General features: G+C 50.7%; 8 protein-coding genes, 3 tRNA genes, 3 rRNA genes and 2 pseudogenes. 4 read left to right on the forward strand and 12 right to left on the reverse strand.

The window, feature by feature from the left end:
* Window positions 1-110 precede the first annotated feature (110 nt).
* Window positions 111-1,623, forward strand: a pseudogene (locus C1192_RS16740) (YifB family Mg chelatase-like AAA ATPase).
* A gap of 25 nt (window positions 1,624-1,648) precedes the next feature.
* On the opposite strand, the gene maoP reads toward C1192_RS16740, so the two are convergent.
* On the reverse strand, window positions 1,649-1,987 hold the full coding sequence (gene maoP / locus C1192_RS16745) for a macrodomain Ori organization protein MaoP (protein ID WP_038355361.1): 339 nt from the start codon (window positions 1,985-1,987) through the stop codon (window positions 1,649-1,651).
* A 118-nt stretch (window positions 1,988-2,105) separates the two neighbouring features.
* On the opposite strand from maoP, the gene hdfR reads away from it, so the two are divergent.
* Window positions 2,106-2,945, forward strand: coding sequence for an HTH-type transcriptional regulator HdfR (gene hdfR, locus C1192_RS16750; RefSeq protein WP_000379233.1), 840 nt, complete (start codon window positions 2,106-2,108; stop codon window positions 2,943-2,945).
* Between the two features lie 96 nt (window positions 2,946-3,041).
* Here hdfR and C1192_RS16755 read toward each other — a convergent pair.
* The 6 genes from C1192_RS16755 to C1192_RS16780 all read right to left on the reverse strand — a co-directional run bounded on the left by C1192_RS16755 (window position 3,042) and on the right by C1192_RS16780 (window position 8,268).
* Window positions 3,042-3,117, reverse strand: a tRNA-Trp gene (locus tag C1192_RS16755).
* Window positions 3,118-3,125: 8 nt separating this feature from the next.
* Window positions 3,126-3,202: transfer RNA gene (locus tag C1192_RS16760), tRNA-Asp, on the reverse strand.
* A gap of 54 nt (window positions 3,203-3,256) precedes the next feature.
* Window positions 3,257-3,372 (reverse strand): 5S ribosomal RNA (gene rrf / locus C1192_RS16765).
* A gap of 93 nt (window positions 3,373-3,465) precedes the next feature.
* Window positions 3,466-6,370, reverse strand: a 23S ribosomal RNA gene (locus tag C1192_RS16770).
* A 195-nt stretch (window positions 6,371-6,565) separates the two neighbouring features.
* A tRNA-Glu gene (locus C1192_RS16775) sits at window positions 6,566-6,641 on the reverse strand.
* An 85-nt stretch (window positions 6,642-6,726) separates the two neighbouring features.
* Window positions 6,727-8,268 (reverse strand): 16S ribosomal RNA (locus C1192_RS16780).
* Together the 16S, 23S and 5S rRNA genes with 3 tRNA genes alongside form the textbook arrangement of a ribosomal RNA operon.
* A 477-nt stretch (window positions 8,269-8,745) precedes the next feature.
* Here C1192_RS16780 and C1192_RS16785 point away from each other — a divergent pair.
* Complete coding sequence (locus tag C1192_RS16785) at window positions 8,746-9,438, forward strand: FadR/GntR family transcriptional regulator (protein ID WP_001131156.1); 693 nt, start codon at window positions 8,746-8,748, stop codon at window positions 9,436-9,438.
* Between the two features lie 21 nt (window positions 9,439-9,459).
* Window positions 9,460-9,639: pseudogene (locus tag C1192_RS16790) on the forward strand (MFS transporter); the annotation flags it as partial.
* Between the two features lie 13 nt (window positions 9,640-9,652).
* On the opposite strand, the gene rbsR reads toward C1192_RS16790, so the two are convergent.
* From rbsR to rbsA, 5 genes are all read right to left on the reverse strand, one after another.
* On the reverse strand, window positions 9,653-10,645 hold the full coding sequence (gene rbsR, locus C1192_RS16795; protein WP_000224458.1) for a ribose operon transcriptional repressor RbsR: 993 nt from the start codon (window positions 10,643-10,645) through the stop codon (window positions 9,653-9,655).
* A gap of 3 nt (window positions 10,646-10,648) precedes the next feature.
* Window positions 10,649-11,578: a ribokinase gene (gene rbsK / locus C1192_RS16800; RefSeq protein WP_001517412.1), complete on the reverse strand. Its 930-nt coding sequence runs from the start codon at window positions 11,576-11,578 to the stop codon at window positions 10,649-10,651.
* Between the two features lie 126 nt (window positions 11,579-11,704).
* Entirely contained in the window at window positions 11,705-12,595 is an 891-nt protein-coding gene (gene rbsB / locus C1192_RS16805) for a ribose ABC transporter substrate-binding protein RbsB (protein WP_001056270.1), read from the reverse strand.
* 24 nt (window positions 12,596-12,619) lie between these two features.
* Entirely contained in the window at window positions 12,620-13,585 is a 966-nt protein-coding gene (gene rbsC / locus C1192_RS16810; protein ID WP_000211871.1) for a ribose ABC transporter permease, read from the reverse strand.
* 4 nt (window positions 13,586-13,589) lie between these two features.
* A complete protein-coding gene (rbsA, locus tag C1192_RS16815; protein WP_000387763.1) occupies window positions 13,590-15,095 on the reverse strand; it encodes a ribose ABC transporter ATP-binding protein RbsA in 1,506 nt (501 codons plus the stop codon).
* Between the last annotated feature and the right edge of the window lie 5 nt (window positions 15,096-15,100).

The raw sequence follows: 15,100 nt of genomic DNA on the forward strand, positions 1-15,100 counted from the left end.
CAACTCAAATCACTTTGCATAAATAAACAGGAATCTACCGCTAAATAACACAATTTAGCAGGCTACAGCAGCGATCTCTTATGTTCATAATGGTGACTTAAGGAGGACTTATGTCACTGTCAATTGTTCATACCCGTGCCGCGCTGGGAGTAAACGCTCCGCCGATCACTGTTGAGGTACATATCAGTAAAGGTCTACCCGGATTAACGATGGTGGGCTTACCAGAAACAACGGTAAAAGAAGCACGCGATCGCGTGCGTAGCGCCATTATCAATAGCGGATATGAATATCCGTCGAAAAAAATCACCATAAATCTTGCGCCTGCCGATCTACCGAAAGAAGGTGGAAGATATGATTTACCTATCGCCATTGCGTTGCTGGCTGCCTCTGAACAGCTTACAGCCAATAAGTTGGATGAATATGAATTAGTTGGGGAACTGGCGCTTACAGGCGCTTTGCGTGGCGTTCCCGGCGCAATCTCCAGTGCAACTGAAGCTATTAAGTCGGGCAGAAAGATTATCGTCGCGAAAGACAATGAAGCGGAAGTAGGGCTAATTAACGGTGAAGGATGCCTGATAGCCGATCATCTACAAACGGTCTGTGCATTTCTGGAAGGTAAACATGCTCTCGAACGCCCAAAACCAACAGATGCGGAATCCTGGGTATTACAACATGATCTCAGTGATGTTGTCGGTCAGGAGCAAGGAAAGCGAGGGCTGGAAATTACCGCCGCTGGCGGGCACAACCTTTTACTGATTGGGCCGCCGGGAACGGGTAAAACAATGCTCGCCAGCCGTATTAATGGTCTGTTGCCAGATTTAAGTAATGAAGAGGCACTGGAGAGTGCTGCGATATTAAGTCTGGTAAATGCCGAATCGGTACAAAAACAGTGGCGGCAACGCCCGTTCCGTTCACCACATCACAGTGCGTCGTTAACTGCGATGGTTGGCGGTGGTGCAATTCCCGGGCCTGGTGAAATTTCGCTGGCGCATAACGGCGTGCTTTTTCTTGATGAGCTACCTGAATTTGAACGGCGTACATTGGATGCCTTGTGGGAGCCCATAGAGTCAGGCCAGATCCATCTTTCACGCACGCGAGCGAAAATAACCTATCCGGCACGTTTCCAGCTTGTCGCGGCGATGAATCCCAGCCCTACCGGACATTATCAGGGGAACCATAACCGCTGTACGCCAGAACAAACATTACGTTATCTCAACCGACTCTCAGGTCCCTTTCTCGACCGCTTTGATCTCTCACTGGAGATCCCTCTCCCACCGCCCGGTATTCTGAGTAAAGCGGTAGTTCTGGGGGAAAACAGCGCCACCGTTAAACAACGCGTAATAGCTGCCAGAGAGCGCCAATTTAAGCGGCAGAATAAACTGAATGCCTGGCTGGATAGCCCAGAAATACGACAATTCTGCAAGCTTGAGAGTGAAGACGCACAGTGGCTGGAAGAAACGCTGATCCATCTGGGATTATCTATTCGTGCCTGGCAGCGGTTACTGAAAGTATCAAGAACCATTGCGGATATTGATCAGTCTGAGACCATCACACGCCCGCATCTGCAGGAGGCGGTTAGCTATCGACCGCTTGTTAATCCATTTGCAAAAACTACTGGCATAAAAAAAGGGCATTTCGCCCTTTTTTATTAATCGTCGGAATCGGTGTAGTCTTCAGCACCTTCGACCTGCGGTTTACCGCCGGAAAGAGTGTGAAAACGTTTTGGACGCTTGATACGCGTCATATATTTAGACCACACGCGTTCTGCTTCTGTCACTGGCTCACGTTCGCTACGGCATACTGCTACGAAGAGTTTCTCTTCTTCGGTCACCGGCTCGCGTTTACCGAGATCCAGCTCATTGAAGGCATAACCATGACGTTCAAGCAGTTGTGCCTCTTTGATGGTGAAATCACCATGACGAGAGAACCCACGTGGATAATGTTTATTGTCGAAATATCGATTAGTCGTCGTAAAGCTTTCCGCCATCCTGCACGCTCCTAATTCTTTGACCGAGCTAGTTATGGCGCGGAGTATTAGTTACGCTTGACAGAGTGTAAAACAAAACATTTAAATCATAACGACAAATAATTTTGCGGAGAGCACTGTGGATACGGAATTGTTAAAAACTTTCCTGGAAGTTAGCCGAACACGTCACTTTGGTCGAGCGGCTGAATCGCTCTATCTGACCCAATCAGCTGTGAGTTTTCGGATCAGGCAACTGGAAAATCAACTGGGTGTGAACCTTTTCACCCGCCACAGGAATAATATCCGTTTGACCGCTGCAGGAGAAAAGCTCCTGCCTTATGCAGAAACGCTCATGAGTACCTGGCAGGCCGCCCGTAAGGAAGTGGCACATACCTCACGACATAATGAGTTCTCCATCGGTGCCAGCGCCTCGTTGTGGGAATGTATGCTTAATCAGTGGCTGGGACGTTTGTATCAAAATCAGGATGCCCACACAGGGTTGCAGTTCGAAGCGCGGATCGCCCAACGGCAGTCACTGGTAAAACAACTGCATGAACGTCAGCTTGATCTTCTTATTACCACTGAAGCACCCAAAATGGACGAGTTTAGTAGCCAGTTGCTGGGGCATTTTACTTTGGCACTTTATGCCAGCACCCCTTCTAAATTAAAAGGAGATCTTAACTATCTGCGACTGGAATGGGGGCCAGATTTTCAACAACATGAGGCCGGTTTAATCGGTGCTGATGAAGTTCCAATCCTGACAACCAGTTCTGCCGAACTGGCACAGCAACAGATTGCAATGCTTAATTGTTGTACCTGGCTACCAGTAAGTTGGGCTCGCAAAAAAGGCGGATTGCATACTGTTGTCGACAGCACAACGCTTTCACGTCCTCTCTATGCTATATGGCTGCAAAATAGTGATAAACACGCGTTGATTCGCGATCTATTGAAAATTAACGTTCTGGATGATGTGTATTAATTAAAATAGCTGGCAAGGATGCCGGAAGAAGGTTTTACTTTGGATGAGTTTATTACAGATAAAAAAAAATCCTTAGCTTTCGCTAAGGATGATTTCTGGCAGGGGCGGAGAGACTCGAACTCCCAACACCCGGTTTTGGAGACCGGTGCTCTACCAATTGAACTACGCCCCTAATTAGGGTGGCGGAACGGACGGGACTCGAACCCGCGACCCCCTGCGTGACAGGCAGGTATTCTAACCGACTGAACTACCGCTCCACCGAATTCTTTTACAACCACCAGTTTTATGACCGGCTTACTGCTAAATTTGATGCCTGGCAGTTCCCTACTCTCGCATGGGGAGACCCCACACTACCATCGGCGCTACGGCGTTTCACTTCTGAGTTCGGCATGGGGTCAGGTGGGACCACCGCGCTATCTCCGCCAGGCAAATTCTGTTTATTAACCCGCTTTCGCCGGCTAATCTAATCTGTATCAGGCTGAAAATCTTCTCTCATCCGCCAAAACATCTTCGGCGTTGTAAGGTTAAGCCTCACGGTTCATTAGTACCGGTTAGCTCAACGCATCGCTGCGCTTACACACCCGGCCTATCAACGTCGTCGTCTTCAACGTTCCTTCAGGAGACTTAAAGTCTCAGGGAGAACTCATCTCGGGGCAAGTTTCGTGCTTAGATGCTTTCAGCACTTATCTCTTCCGCATTTAGCTACCGGGCAGTGCCATTGGCATGACAACCCGAACACCAGTGATGCGTCCACTCCGGTCCTCTCGTACTAGGAGCAGCCCCCCTCAGTTCTCCAGCGCCCACGGCAGATAGGGACCGAACTGTCTCACGACGTTCTAAACCCAGCTCGCGTACCACTTTAAATGGCGAACAGCCATACCCTTGGGACCTACTTCAGCCCCAGGATGTGATGAGCCGACATCGAGGTGCCAAACACCGCCGTCGATATGAACTCTTGGGCGGTATCAGCCTGTTATCCCCGGAGTACCTTTTATCCGTTGAGCGATGGCCCTTCCATTCAGAACCACCGGATCACTATGACCTGCTTTCGCACCTGCTCGCGCCGTCACGCTCGCAGTCAAGCTGGCTTATGCCATTGCACTAACCTCCTGATGTCCGACCAGGATTAGCCAACCTTCGTGCTCCTCCGTTACTCTTTAGGAGGAGACCGCCCCAGTCAAACTACCCACCAGACACTGTCCGCAACCCGGATCACGGGTCAACGTTAGAACATCAAACATTAAAGGGTGGTATTTCAAGGTCGGCTCCATGCAGACTGGCGTCCACACTTCAAAGCCTCCCACCTATCCTACACATCAAGGCTCAATGTTCAGTGTCAAGCTATAGTAAAGGTTCACGGGGTCTTTCCGTCTTGCCGCGGGTACACTGCATCTTCACAGCGAGTTCAATTTCACTGAGTCTCGGGTGGAGACAGCCTGGCCATCATTACGCCATTCGTGCAGGTCGGAACTTACCCGACAAGGAATTTCGCTACCTTAGGACCGTTATAGTTACGGCCGCCGTTTACCGGGGCTTCGATCAAGAGCTTCGCCTTGCGGCTGACCCCATCAATTAACCTTCCGGCACCGGGCAGGCGTCACACCGTATACGTCCACTTTCGTGTTTGCACAGTGCTGTGTTTTTAATAAACAGTTGCAGCCAGCTGGTATCTTCGACTGATTTCAGCTCCACGAGCAAGTCGCTTCACCTACATATCAGCGTGCCTTCTCCCGAAGTTACGGCACCATTTTGCCTAGTTCCTTCACCCGAGTTCTCTCAAGCGCCTTGGTATTCTCTACCTGACCACCTGTGTCGGTTTGGGGTACGATTTGATGTTACCTGATGCTTAGAGGCTTTTCCTGGAAGCAGGGCATTTGTTGCTTCAGCACCGTAGTGCCTCGTCATCACGCCTCAGCCTTGATTCTCCGGATTTGCCTGGAAAATCAGCCTACACGCTTAAACCGGGACAACCGTCGCCCGGCCAACATAGCCTTCTCCGTCCCCCCTTCGCAGTAACACCAAGTACAGGAATATTAACCTGTTTCCCATCGACTACGCCTTTCGGCCTCGCCTTAGGGGTCGACTCACCCTGCCCCGATTAACGTTGGACAGGAACCCTTGGTCTTCCGGCGAGCGGGCTTTTCACCCGCTTTATCGTTACTTATGTCAGCATTCGCACTTCTGATACCTCCAGCATGCCTCACAGCACACCTTCAACGGCTTACAGAACGCTCCCCTACCCAACAACACATAGTGTCGCTGCCGCAGCTTCGGTGCATGGTTTAGCCCCGTTACATCTTCCGCGCAGGCCGACTCGACCAGTGAGCTATTACGCTTTCTTTAAATGATGGCTGCTTCTAAGCCAACATCCTGGCTGTCTGGGCCTTCCCACATCGTTTCCCACTTAACCATGACTTTGGGACCTTAGCTGGCGGTCTGGGTTGTTTCCCTCTTCACGACGGACGTTAGCACCCGCCGTGTGTCTCCCGTGATAACATTCTCCGGTATTCGCAGTTTGCATCGGGTTGGTAAGTCGGGATGACCCCCTTGCCGAAACAGTGCTCTACCCCCGGAGATGAATTCACGAGGCGCTACCTAAATAGCTTTCGGGGAGAACCAGCTATCTCCCGGTTTGATTGGCCTTTCACCCCCAGCCACAAGTCATCCGCTAATTTTTCAACATTAGTCGGTTCGGTCCTCCAGTTAGTGTTACCCAACCTTCAACCTGCCCATGGCTAGATCACCGGGTTTCGGGTCTATACCCTGCAACTTAACGCCCAGTTAAGACTCGGTTTCCCTTCGGCTCCCCTATTCGGTTAACCTTGCTACAGAATATAAGTCGCTGACCCATTATACAAAAGGTACGCAGTCACCCCATTAAAGAGGCTCCCACTGCTTGTACGTACACGGTTTCAGGTTCTTTTTCACTCCCCTCGCCGGGGTTCTTTTCGCCTTTCCCTCACGGTACTGGTTCACTATCGGTCAGTCAGGAGTATTTAGCCTTGGAGGATGGTCCCCCCATATTCAGACAGGATACCACGTGTCCCGCCCTACTCATCGAGCTCACAGCATGTGCATTTTTGTGTACGGGGCTGTCACCCTGTATCGCACGCCTTTCCAGACGCTTCCACTAACACACACACTGATTCAGGCTCTGGGCTCCTCCCCGTTCGCTCGCCGCTACTGGGGGAATCTCGGTTGATTTCTTTTCCTCGGGGTACTTAGATGTTTCAGTTCCCCCGGTTCGCCTCATTAACCTATGGATTCAGTTAATGATAGTGTGACGAATCACACTGGGTTTCCCCATTCGGAAATCGCCGGTTATAACGGTTCATATCACCTTACCGACGCTTATCGCAGATTAGCACGTCCTTCATCGCCTCTGACTGCCAGGGCATCCACCGTGTACGCTTAGTCGCTTAACCTCACAACCCGAAGATGTTTCTTTCGAACCATCATCGTGTTGCGAAAATTTGAGAGACTCACGAATAATCTTTCGACTATTCAGTGTTTCAATTTTCAGCTTGATCCAGATTTTTAAAGAGCAAATATCTCAAACATCACTCGTAAGTGAGTTTTGAGATACAGTGGCCGGCGACTTTCACTCACAAACCAGCAAGTGGCGTCCCCTAGGGGATTCGAACCCCTGTTACCGCCGTGAAAGGGCGGTGTCCTGGGCCTCTAGACGAAGGGGACGTATCAGTCTGCTTCGCAAGACGCCTTGCTTTTCACTTTCTATCAGACAATCTGTGTGAGCACTTCAAAGAACGCTTCTTTAAGGTAAGGAGGTGATCCAACCGCAGGTTCCCCTACGGTTACCTTGTTACGACTTCACCCCAGTCATGAATCACAAAGTGGTAAGCGCCCTCCCGAAGGTTAAGCTACCTACTTCTTTTGCAACCCACTCCCATGGTGTGACGGGCGGTGTGTACAAGGCCCGGGAACGTATTCACCGTGGCATTCTGATCCACGATTACTAGCGATTCCGACTTCATGGAGTCGAGTTGCAGACTCCAATCCGGACTACGACGCACTTTATGAGGTCCGCTTGCTCTCGCGAGGTCGCTTCTCTTTGTATGCGCCATTGTAGCACGTGTGTAGCCCTGGTCGTAAGGGCCATGATGACTTGACGTCATCCCCACCTTCCTCCAGTTTATCACTGGCAGTCTCCTTTGAGTTCCCGGCCGGACCGCTGGCAACAAAGGATAAGGGTTGCGCTCGTTGCGGGACTTAACCCAACATTTCACAACACGAGCTGACGACAGCCATGCAGCACCTGTCTCACAGTTCCCGAAGGCACCATCCCATCTCTGGAATGTTCTGTGGATGTCAAGACCAGGTAAGGTTCTTCGCGTTGCATCGAATTAAACCACATGCTCCACCGCTTGTGCGGGCCCCCGTCAATTCATTTGAGTTTTAACCTTGCGGCCGTACTCCCCAGGCGGTCGACTTAACGCGTTAGCTCCGGAAGCCACGCCTCAAGGGCACAACCTCCAAGTCGACATCGTTTACGGCGTGGACTACCAGGGTATCTAATCCTGTTTGCTCCCCACGCTTTCGCACCTGAGCGTCAGTCTTCGTCCAGGGGGCCGCCTTCGCCACCGGTATTCCTCCAGATCTCTACGCATTTCACCGCTACACCTGGAATTCTACCCCCCTCTACGAGACTCAAGCTTGCCAGTATCAGATGCAGTTCCCAGGTTGAGCCCGGGGATTTCACATCTGACTTAACAAACCGCCTGCGTGCGCTTTACGCCCAGTAATTCCGATTAACGCTTGCACCCTCCGTATTACCGCGGCTGCTGGCACGGAGTTAGCCGGTGCTTCTTCTGCGGGTAACGTCAATGAGCAAAGGTATTAACTTTACTCCCTTCCTCCCAGCTGAAAGTACTTTACAACCCGAAGGCCTTCTTCATACACGCGGCATGGCTGCATCAGGCTTGCGCCCATTGTGCAATATTCCCCACTGCTGCCTCCCGTAGGAGTCTGGACCGTGTCTCAGTTCCAGTGTGGCTGGTCATCCTCTCAGACCAGCTAGAGATCGTCGCCTAGGTGGGCCGTTACCCCGCCTACTAGCTAATCCCATCTGGGCACATCCGATGGCAAGAGGCCCGAAGGTCCCCCTCTTTGGTCTTGCGACGTTATGCGGTATTAGCTACCGTTTCCAGTAGTTATCCCCCTCCATCGGGCAGTTTCCCAGACATTACTCACCCGTCCGCCACTCGTCAGCAAAGAAGCAAGCTTCTTTCTGTTACCGTTCGACTTGCATGTGTTAGGCCTGCCGCCAGCGTTCAATCTGAGCCATGATCAAACTCTTCAATTTAAAAGTTTGATGCTCAAAGAATTAAACTTCGTAATGAATTACGTGTTCACTCTTGAGACTTGGTATTCATTTAGCGTCTTGCGACGTTAAGAATCCGTATCTTCGAGTGCCCACACAGATTGTCTGATAAATTGTTAAAGAGCAGTGCCGCTTCGCTTTTTCTCAGCGGCGCGGGGTGTGCATAATACGCTTTCCCGCTACAGAGTCAAGCATTTTTTCGCTTTTCTCTGTCGAAGTTCTCAGGAGAACCCCGCTGACCCGGCGGCTTGTTTGCCGTTGTTCCGTGTCAGTGGTGGCGCATTATAGGGAGTTATTCCGGCCTGACAAGAGGAAATTTAAAATAATTTTCCGAATGCGTGTTTTTTCATCAAAACACCTGTTAATGCGCCATAAAACAAGCAATTTGCCGTTTTTGCAACCGCAATCACACTTCCTGGTGGCATACTAAGGATGAAAAAAAGAATAAGGAAGATGAGTATGCCATTAAGCGCACAACAGTTAGCTGCACAGAAAAACCTTTCGTATGTTCTAGCTGAGAAGCTGGCGCAACGGATCTTAAAAGGTGAATACGCACCCGGCACCATTCTGCCTGGTGAAATTGAGCTGGGTGAGCAATTTGGAGTGAGCCGTACTGCGGTACGCGAAGCGGTCAAGACGTTAACGGCAAAAGGAATGGTTTTGCCACGTCCACGAATTGGTACGCGTGTCATGCCGCAATCCAACTGGAACTTTCTTGATCAAGAGTTGCTTACCTGGTGGATGACGGAAGATAACTTTCATCAAGTTATTGATCATTTTCTGGTTATGCGTATCTGTCTGGAACCGCAAGCCTGCTTACTGGCAGCAACGATGGGCACCGCAGAACAGAAGGCACATCTTAATACGCTGATGGCCGAAATGGTGGCATTAAAAGAAAATTTCCGCCGGGAACGTTGGGTTGAGGTTGATATGGCCTGGCATGAACACATTTATAAAATGAGTGCTAACCCGTTTTTGACCTCTTTCGCCTCGTTATTTCATTCGGTTTATCACACCTACTTTACATCGATAACCAGCAACACTGTAATAAAACTGGATCAGCACCAGGCGATCGTTGATGCGATAATCCATAGTGATGGCAACGCAGCTTTCAAAGCTTGTCAGGCACTGCTACTTCCCCTCGAGAAGTGAGACAGCCTAACGAAACACTGAATGAGCGATAAAAAGCGTGGTATGGCGAGTTTATTGTGGATTGCGGCAATGACCTTCTTTATGCAGACTCTCGATGCCGCCATTCTGAATACTTCCTTCCCCGCTATCGCTCATAGCCTCAATCGCTCACCCCTTGCCATGCAATCGGCCATTATCAATTATACGTTAACGGCGGCAATATTTTGCTTGAAATCTAAGCAGAACCGCGCTCCATCAGAATCGGGGTGAGTTGTAATCGTTGTTGCTGTAAGGTTGGTTGAGCCATCCGGTGGATAAGTACATCAATTGCCAGCTCTCCCAGTTCATCTTTCGGTTGATGAATTGTGGTGAGCGGTGGCGTCATATAACGTGCCAGTTCAATATCGTCATAACCAATCACCGCGATGTCCTGCGGAACATGTAACCCAGCCTGGTATAACGCCTGGTACACACCGACCGCCATCGCGTCATTTCCAGTAAACACAGCCTGGGGACGTAACGGATGCGATAATAACTGCTGCATCGCGTCAAACCCGCCGTTAAATTCAAAATCGCCTGTCACTTCATAGCCATCAGGAACTTCCAGTCCAGCACGATCCATTGCCGCCCGGTAACCTTCCAGCCGCAAACGTGCAGGCGTTTTATCCAGCGGGCCGGTAATACAGGCAATACGGGTATAGCCTTTGTCGATCAGATATTGCGTCGCTAAATCCCCCCCCAGAAACGAGTTATCCTGAATGAGATCGCTGTCGCCATCGAACGGCGCCCAGTCCATCATCACGGTAGGAATTGTTGGATAGCGTTGCATGATCTCACGCGAAGGCTGGTGTGTTTCAGTACAGAGTAATAGCAAACCATCGACACGTTTTTGCATCAACGTTTCCAGATTGCGATTCATTCGCTGCTCATCGCCTTCGGTATTGCAGAGAACAAGGCTATAACCGCGTTCAAAGCAACTGCGTTCAACGCCACGCACCAGTTCAGAATAGAAAGGATTGGTACTGGCAGTGATCAACATGCCAATAGTATGTGTTTGATTAAGCTTGAGACTACGTGCCAGAGCTGATGGCGCGTAATTGAGTTCTTTAATCGCCGCTTCAACTTTGGCGGTAATCGCTTCGCTGACGAAGCGATCTTTATTGATGACGTGAGAAACTGTCGATGTAGAAACGCCCGCCAGACGGGCAACATCTTTCATTGTAGCCAAGCGTCACCTCTGCCTGTCTAAGAAGGTATCGATCTCTTCACGCCAGGGAACGGAAGGTTGTGCACCTTTACGTGTCACAGCAATCGCAGCGGCAGCATGGGCAAAACGAATCGCCTCAGGCAATGTTTTTTCTTCCAGCAACGCCGTGATTAACGCGCCATTAAAAGTATCTCCGGCAGCAATAGTATCAACAGCCTGAACCCGGAATCCAGGTACGCGCTGACCTTCGCCATTCACACTGGCCCACACGCCACGGCTCCCTAAGGTAATCAGTACAGTACGAATACCTTTCTCATGTAGTATCTGCGCAGCTTTCGCCGCATCTTCATCATTTTCAACACGAATACCGGTGAGCTTTTCTGCTTCCGTTTCGTTTGGCGTGATGATGTCCACCAGCGCCAGCAATTCGTCAGGAAGTTCACGAGCCGGAGCCGGGTTAAGTGCAACGATAGTTTTATTTTGATGGGCGATTTTCGCCGCTGCCATCACACTTTCGAGTGGTGATTCCAACTGCATTAATAATGCCGACGCGTTGGCAATACGCTCACGTTGCGCTTCCACCAGCGTTGGGGAAAGGGCTGCGTTAGCCCCGGCATGAATGCCGATAACGTTCTCGCCTTCGGCATTAACAAAAATCAGCGCTACGCCTGTCGATTCGCCCTTGATCACGCTGACCGGAGAAATATCAATATTATCAGTGGCGAGTTGCTGACGAACACTCTCACCAATGCTGTCATCCCCTGTGCAGGCAATGAACGCAATATTCGCGCCACTACGCCCTGCGGCCACAGCCTGATTCGCGCCTTTACCGCCGAATGCGACCTGATAGTGGTTACCGGTTACGGTTTCGCCTGGAGTAGGAAAAGATTGAAGATTAAGGATATGGTCAGCATTAATGCTGCCAAGAACAACGAGGCTGCCTGCATTTTGCATATTCGGGATGTCCATAAAATGCGCCACCGGGTTAGGGTAGCGCGTGCCCTGCTTTTCTTTATATTACACGTTCATCTGTCGATGCCGTATTTATGCCACCATCAGGTTATAAAACCTGATTAAAGACTACTGCTTAACAACCAGTTTCAGATCAACCGGATACTTAGCCTGAACTTTCTCGCCTTTCAGCACTTTATCGGCGGTTTCGACGCCTTTCGCGCCAATCTGATCGGGTAACTGAGCGATAGTCGCTGCTAGTTTGCCATCATTAACCGCTTTTTCGCCATCCGGCGTACCGTCAAATCCGACAACCATCACATCCGATTTACCGGCAGTTTGCAGAGCGCGCAGTGCGCCCAGCGCCATTTCATCGTTCTGCGCGAATACAGCCTGCACATCCGGGTGCGCCGTCAGCAAGTTCTGCATCACGTTCAGACCTTTGGTACGGTCGAAGTCTGCTGGCTGGCTGGCGAGAACGTTAAATTTGTGAGCTGCAACGGCCTGCTGGAAGCCTTCGCCACGTTCGCGAGCAGCGGATGTACCGGCGATGCCCTGCAATTCGATAACTTTCGCCCCTTCACCTGCTTTCTTCGCGATGTAATCACCGGCAATTTTGCCGCCCAGTACGTTATCGGAAGCAATGTGGCTAACAACGTCGCCTTTCGTTGCCTGGCGGTCAAGAGTGATTACCGGGATGTTCGCCTGGTTGGCCATCTTCACGGCGTTACCTACCGCGTCGGAGTCGGTCGGGTTAATCAGCAGAATTTTGGTGCCGCGAACAGTTAAGTCCTGCACATTCGCCAGTTCTTTTGCCGGGTTGTTCTGGGAGTCCAGCACCACCAGGTTATAGCCGAGTTTATCCGCCTCTTTCTGCGCGCCATCTTTCAGCGATACAAAGAACGGGTTATTGAGCGTGGAAACCACCAGCGCAATGGTATCTTTTGCCATTGCATTCGCACTGACGGTGGCGCTTAACGCAACAGCAGAAACCAGGGTAGCCAGTTTTTTCATGTTCATATTCAAGATGTCCTGTAGTCGTTATTACTGCTTTTTGTTGTCTACCAGCACCGCCAGCAAAATCACCACCGCTTTGACGATCATCTGGTAATAGGAGGAAACACCTAACAAATTCAAACCATTATTAAGGAAGCCAAGAATTAATGCGCCGATCAATGTCCCAACAATGCGACCTTTTCCGCCTGCCAGACTCGTACCACCCAGAACCACCGCGGCAATGGCATCCAGCTCGTAGCCAGTCCCCGCCGTCGGTTGCGCAGAGGAAAGACGCGCTACTTCAATGATCCCAGCCAGCGATGCCAGCAATCCACAAAGAGAGTAGACGATGATTTTGATTCTATTGACATTGATACCAGAAAGACGCGTTGCCGCTTCGTTGCCACCCAGCGCGTAGATGTAACGCCCCAGACGCGTGTGATGCAGCATGTACCAGGCCGCGAGGAAGACAATACCCATGATCCACACAGGCGTCGGTACGCCCAGCGGACGACCAATACCAAACCAGCCAAACAGGTCGGCGTTCTCGGTAAAGCCGGTATTCACCGGGCTACCGTTGGTGTAAACCATCGTCACGCCACGCAGTAAAAGCATCATCACCAGGGTAGCGATAAACGCCTGGACGCGGCCTTTCGCTACAATCACCCCGGTTACCGCGCCAATTGCAGCTCCTAATGCCAGTGCGGCAGCAACAGCCACCAACGCGTTAACTTCAATGCCAACGATGGAGGCAGCAACTGCGCCAGTTAGCGCCAGCAGAGAACCGACGGACAGGTCGATACCCGACGTCAGGATCACCAGCGTCATGCCGACCGCCATAATGGCGTTAACCGAGGTTTGCTGGAGAATATTGAATAAGTTATTAACGGTGAAAAAGTTCGGACTTAACGTCGAGACAATCGCGATCAGCACCAGCAGAGCGATAAGCGATTTCTGCTCCATCAGCCACGCTTTCGTGAAATAACGGCGACCAGAGACAGTCTGGGTTGTCATTTTTTTACTCCTGATTCACGCGATTAAGCTTGCCCACAGCGGCAGCCATTAACACTTCCTGGGTGGCCTGCTCACGAGTAAATTCCCCGCTGAGATGCCCTTCATGCATAACGATGATGCGATCGCTCATGCCTAATACTTCTGGCATTTCCGATGACACCAGAATGATGCTCAAACCATCGGCTTTGAACTGGTTGATCAGTTGATAAATCTCTTTTTTCGCACCGACATCCACGCCACGGGTGGGTTCATCAAGGATAAGCACTTTCGGGCGCGTCATCAGACCGCGGGCAATCGCCACTTTTTGCTGATTGCCACCGGAAAGCAGACCAATTGCCTGTTCCATCGACGGCGTTTTCACATTGAACAGACGAATAAAATCACTCACCGCCTGTTGCTCATCGGCATGCTTCAGACTGCCATCAGCACGGCTGAAGTAACGCAGGGCAGTTAGCGACATGTTCTCTTTTACTGACATGCCCAGCACTAAACCGTCGCGTTTGCGGTCTTCGGAGATATACACAATGCCATTTGCCAGGCCATCCTGCGGTGAACGGGTAACAACTTCATGCCCATCCAGAGTGACGTAACCGCTGGTGCGCGGCAGTGCGCCGTAGAGCACTTTCATCAGTTCGGTGCGGCCGGCGCCCATCAAACCAGAGACGCCGAGAATTTCACCTTTACGTAGGGTAAAAGAGACATCGTTAACGCCAGGTCCGCAGAGATTATCAACTTTCAGACGGATATCTCCCGGCGCTTTTTCCAGGTGTGGATATTGTTCTTCCAGTTTGCGGCCCACCATCATCTCAATCAGCGAATCTTCGGTTAGTGATGCCACTTCACGCTCGGCAATAAATTGCCCGTCACGAAAAACCGTAACGTCATCACAAATCTCGAAGATTTCTTTCATACGGTGGGAAATATAGACAACGCCGCGCCCTTGCAATTTCAGCTCGCGAATGACGCGGAACAGGGATTCGGTTTCGGTATCGGTCAGCGCATCGGTCGGTTCATCCATAATGATAACTTTCGACTCAAAGCTTAATACCTTCGCGATTTCAACCATCTGCTGGTCACCGATGGAAAGATCGCCCACCAGCTTGTCGCTTTTAAACCGCAGATTAAGTTTAGCCAGCAATTTATCCGCTTCGGCATACATGGTTTTCCAGTCAATTTTGCCAAAACGATTCACAAACTCTCGGCCGAGGAAAATATTTTCCGCAATGGTCAGTTGCGGGATCAGATTCAGTTCCTGGTGGATAATGCCAATTCCAGCTTCCTGAGAAGATTTCGGCCCGGTAAACGTCGTTTCTTTGCCCAGCCATAAAAGCGTACCGGCATCACGGGTATAGATACCGGTAAGCACTTTCATCATGGTGGATTTACCCGCGCCATTTTCACCTACCAGCGCCATCACGCGACCCGGATAGACATTTAGCGCGGCTCCCGAAAGCGCTTTTACGCCCGGGAAGGCTTTATCGATACCTTTAAGCTGTAGTAATGCTTCCATGGCGG

This window comes from Escherichia marmotae (genome assembly GCF_002900365.1).
GTDB classification, from domain to species: domain Bacteria; phylum Pseudomonadota; class Gammaproteobacteria; order Enterobacterales; family Enterobacteriaceae; genus Escherichia; species Escherichia marmotae.

Excerpts from the sequence above, each read along its gene's own strand:
- maoP (WP_038355361.1), bottom strand. The coding sequence starts at position 1,987 with ATGGCGGAAAGCTTTACGACGACTAATCGATATTTCGACAATAAACAT.
- rbsC (WP_000211871.1), bottom strand. The coding sequence starts at position 13,585 with ATGACAACCCAGACTGTCTCTGGTCGCCGTTATTTCACGAAAGCGTGG.
- rbsB (WP_001056270.1), bottom strand. The coding sequence starts at position 12,595 with ATGAACATGAAAAAACTGGCTACCCTGGTTTCTGCTGTTGCGTTAAGC.
- C1192_RS16785 (WP_001131156.1), top strand. The coding sequence starts at position 8,746 with ATGCCATTAAGCGCACAACAGTTAGCTGCACAGAAAAACCTTTCGTAT.
- rbsA (WP_000387763.1), bottom strand. The coding sequence starts at position 15,095 with ATGGAAGCATTACTACAGCTTAAAGGTATCGATAAAGCCTTCCCGGGC.
- rbsK (WP_001517412.1), bottom strand. The coding sequence starts at position 11,578 with ATGCAAAATGCAGGCAGCCTCGTTGTTCTTGGCAGCATTAATGCTGAC.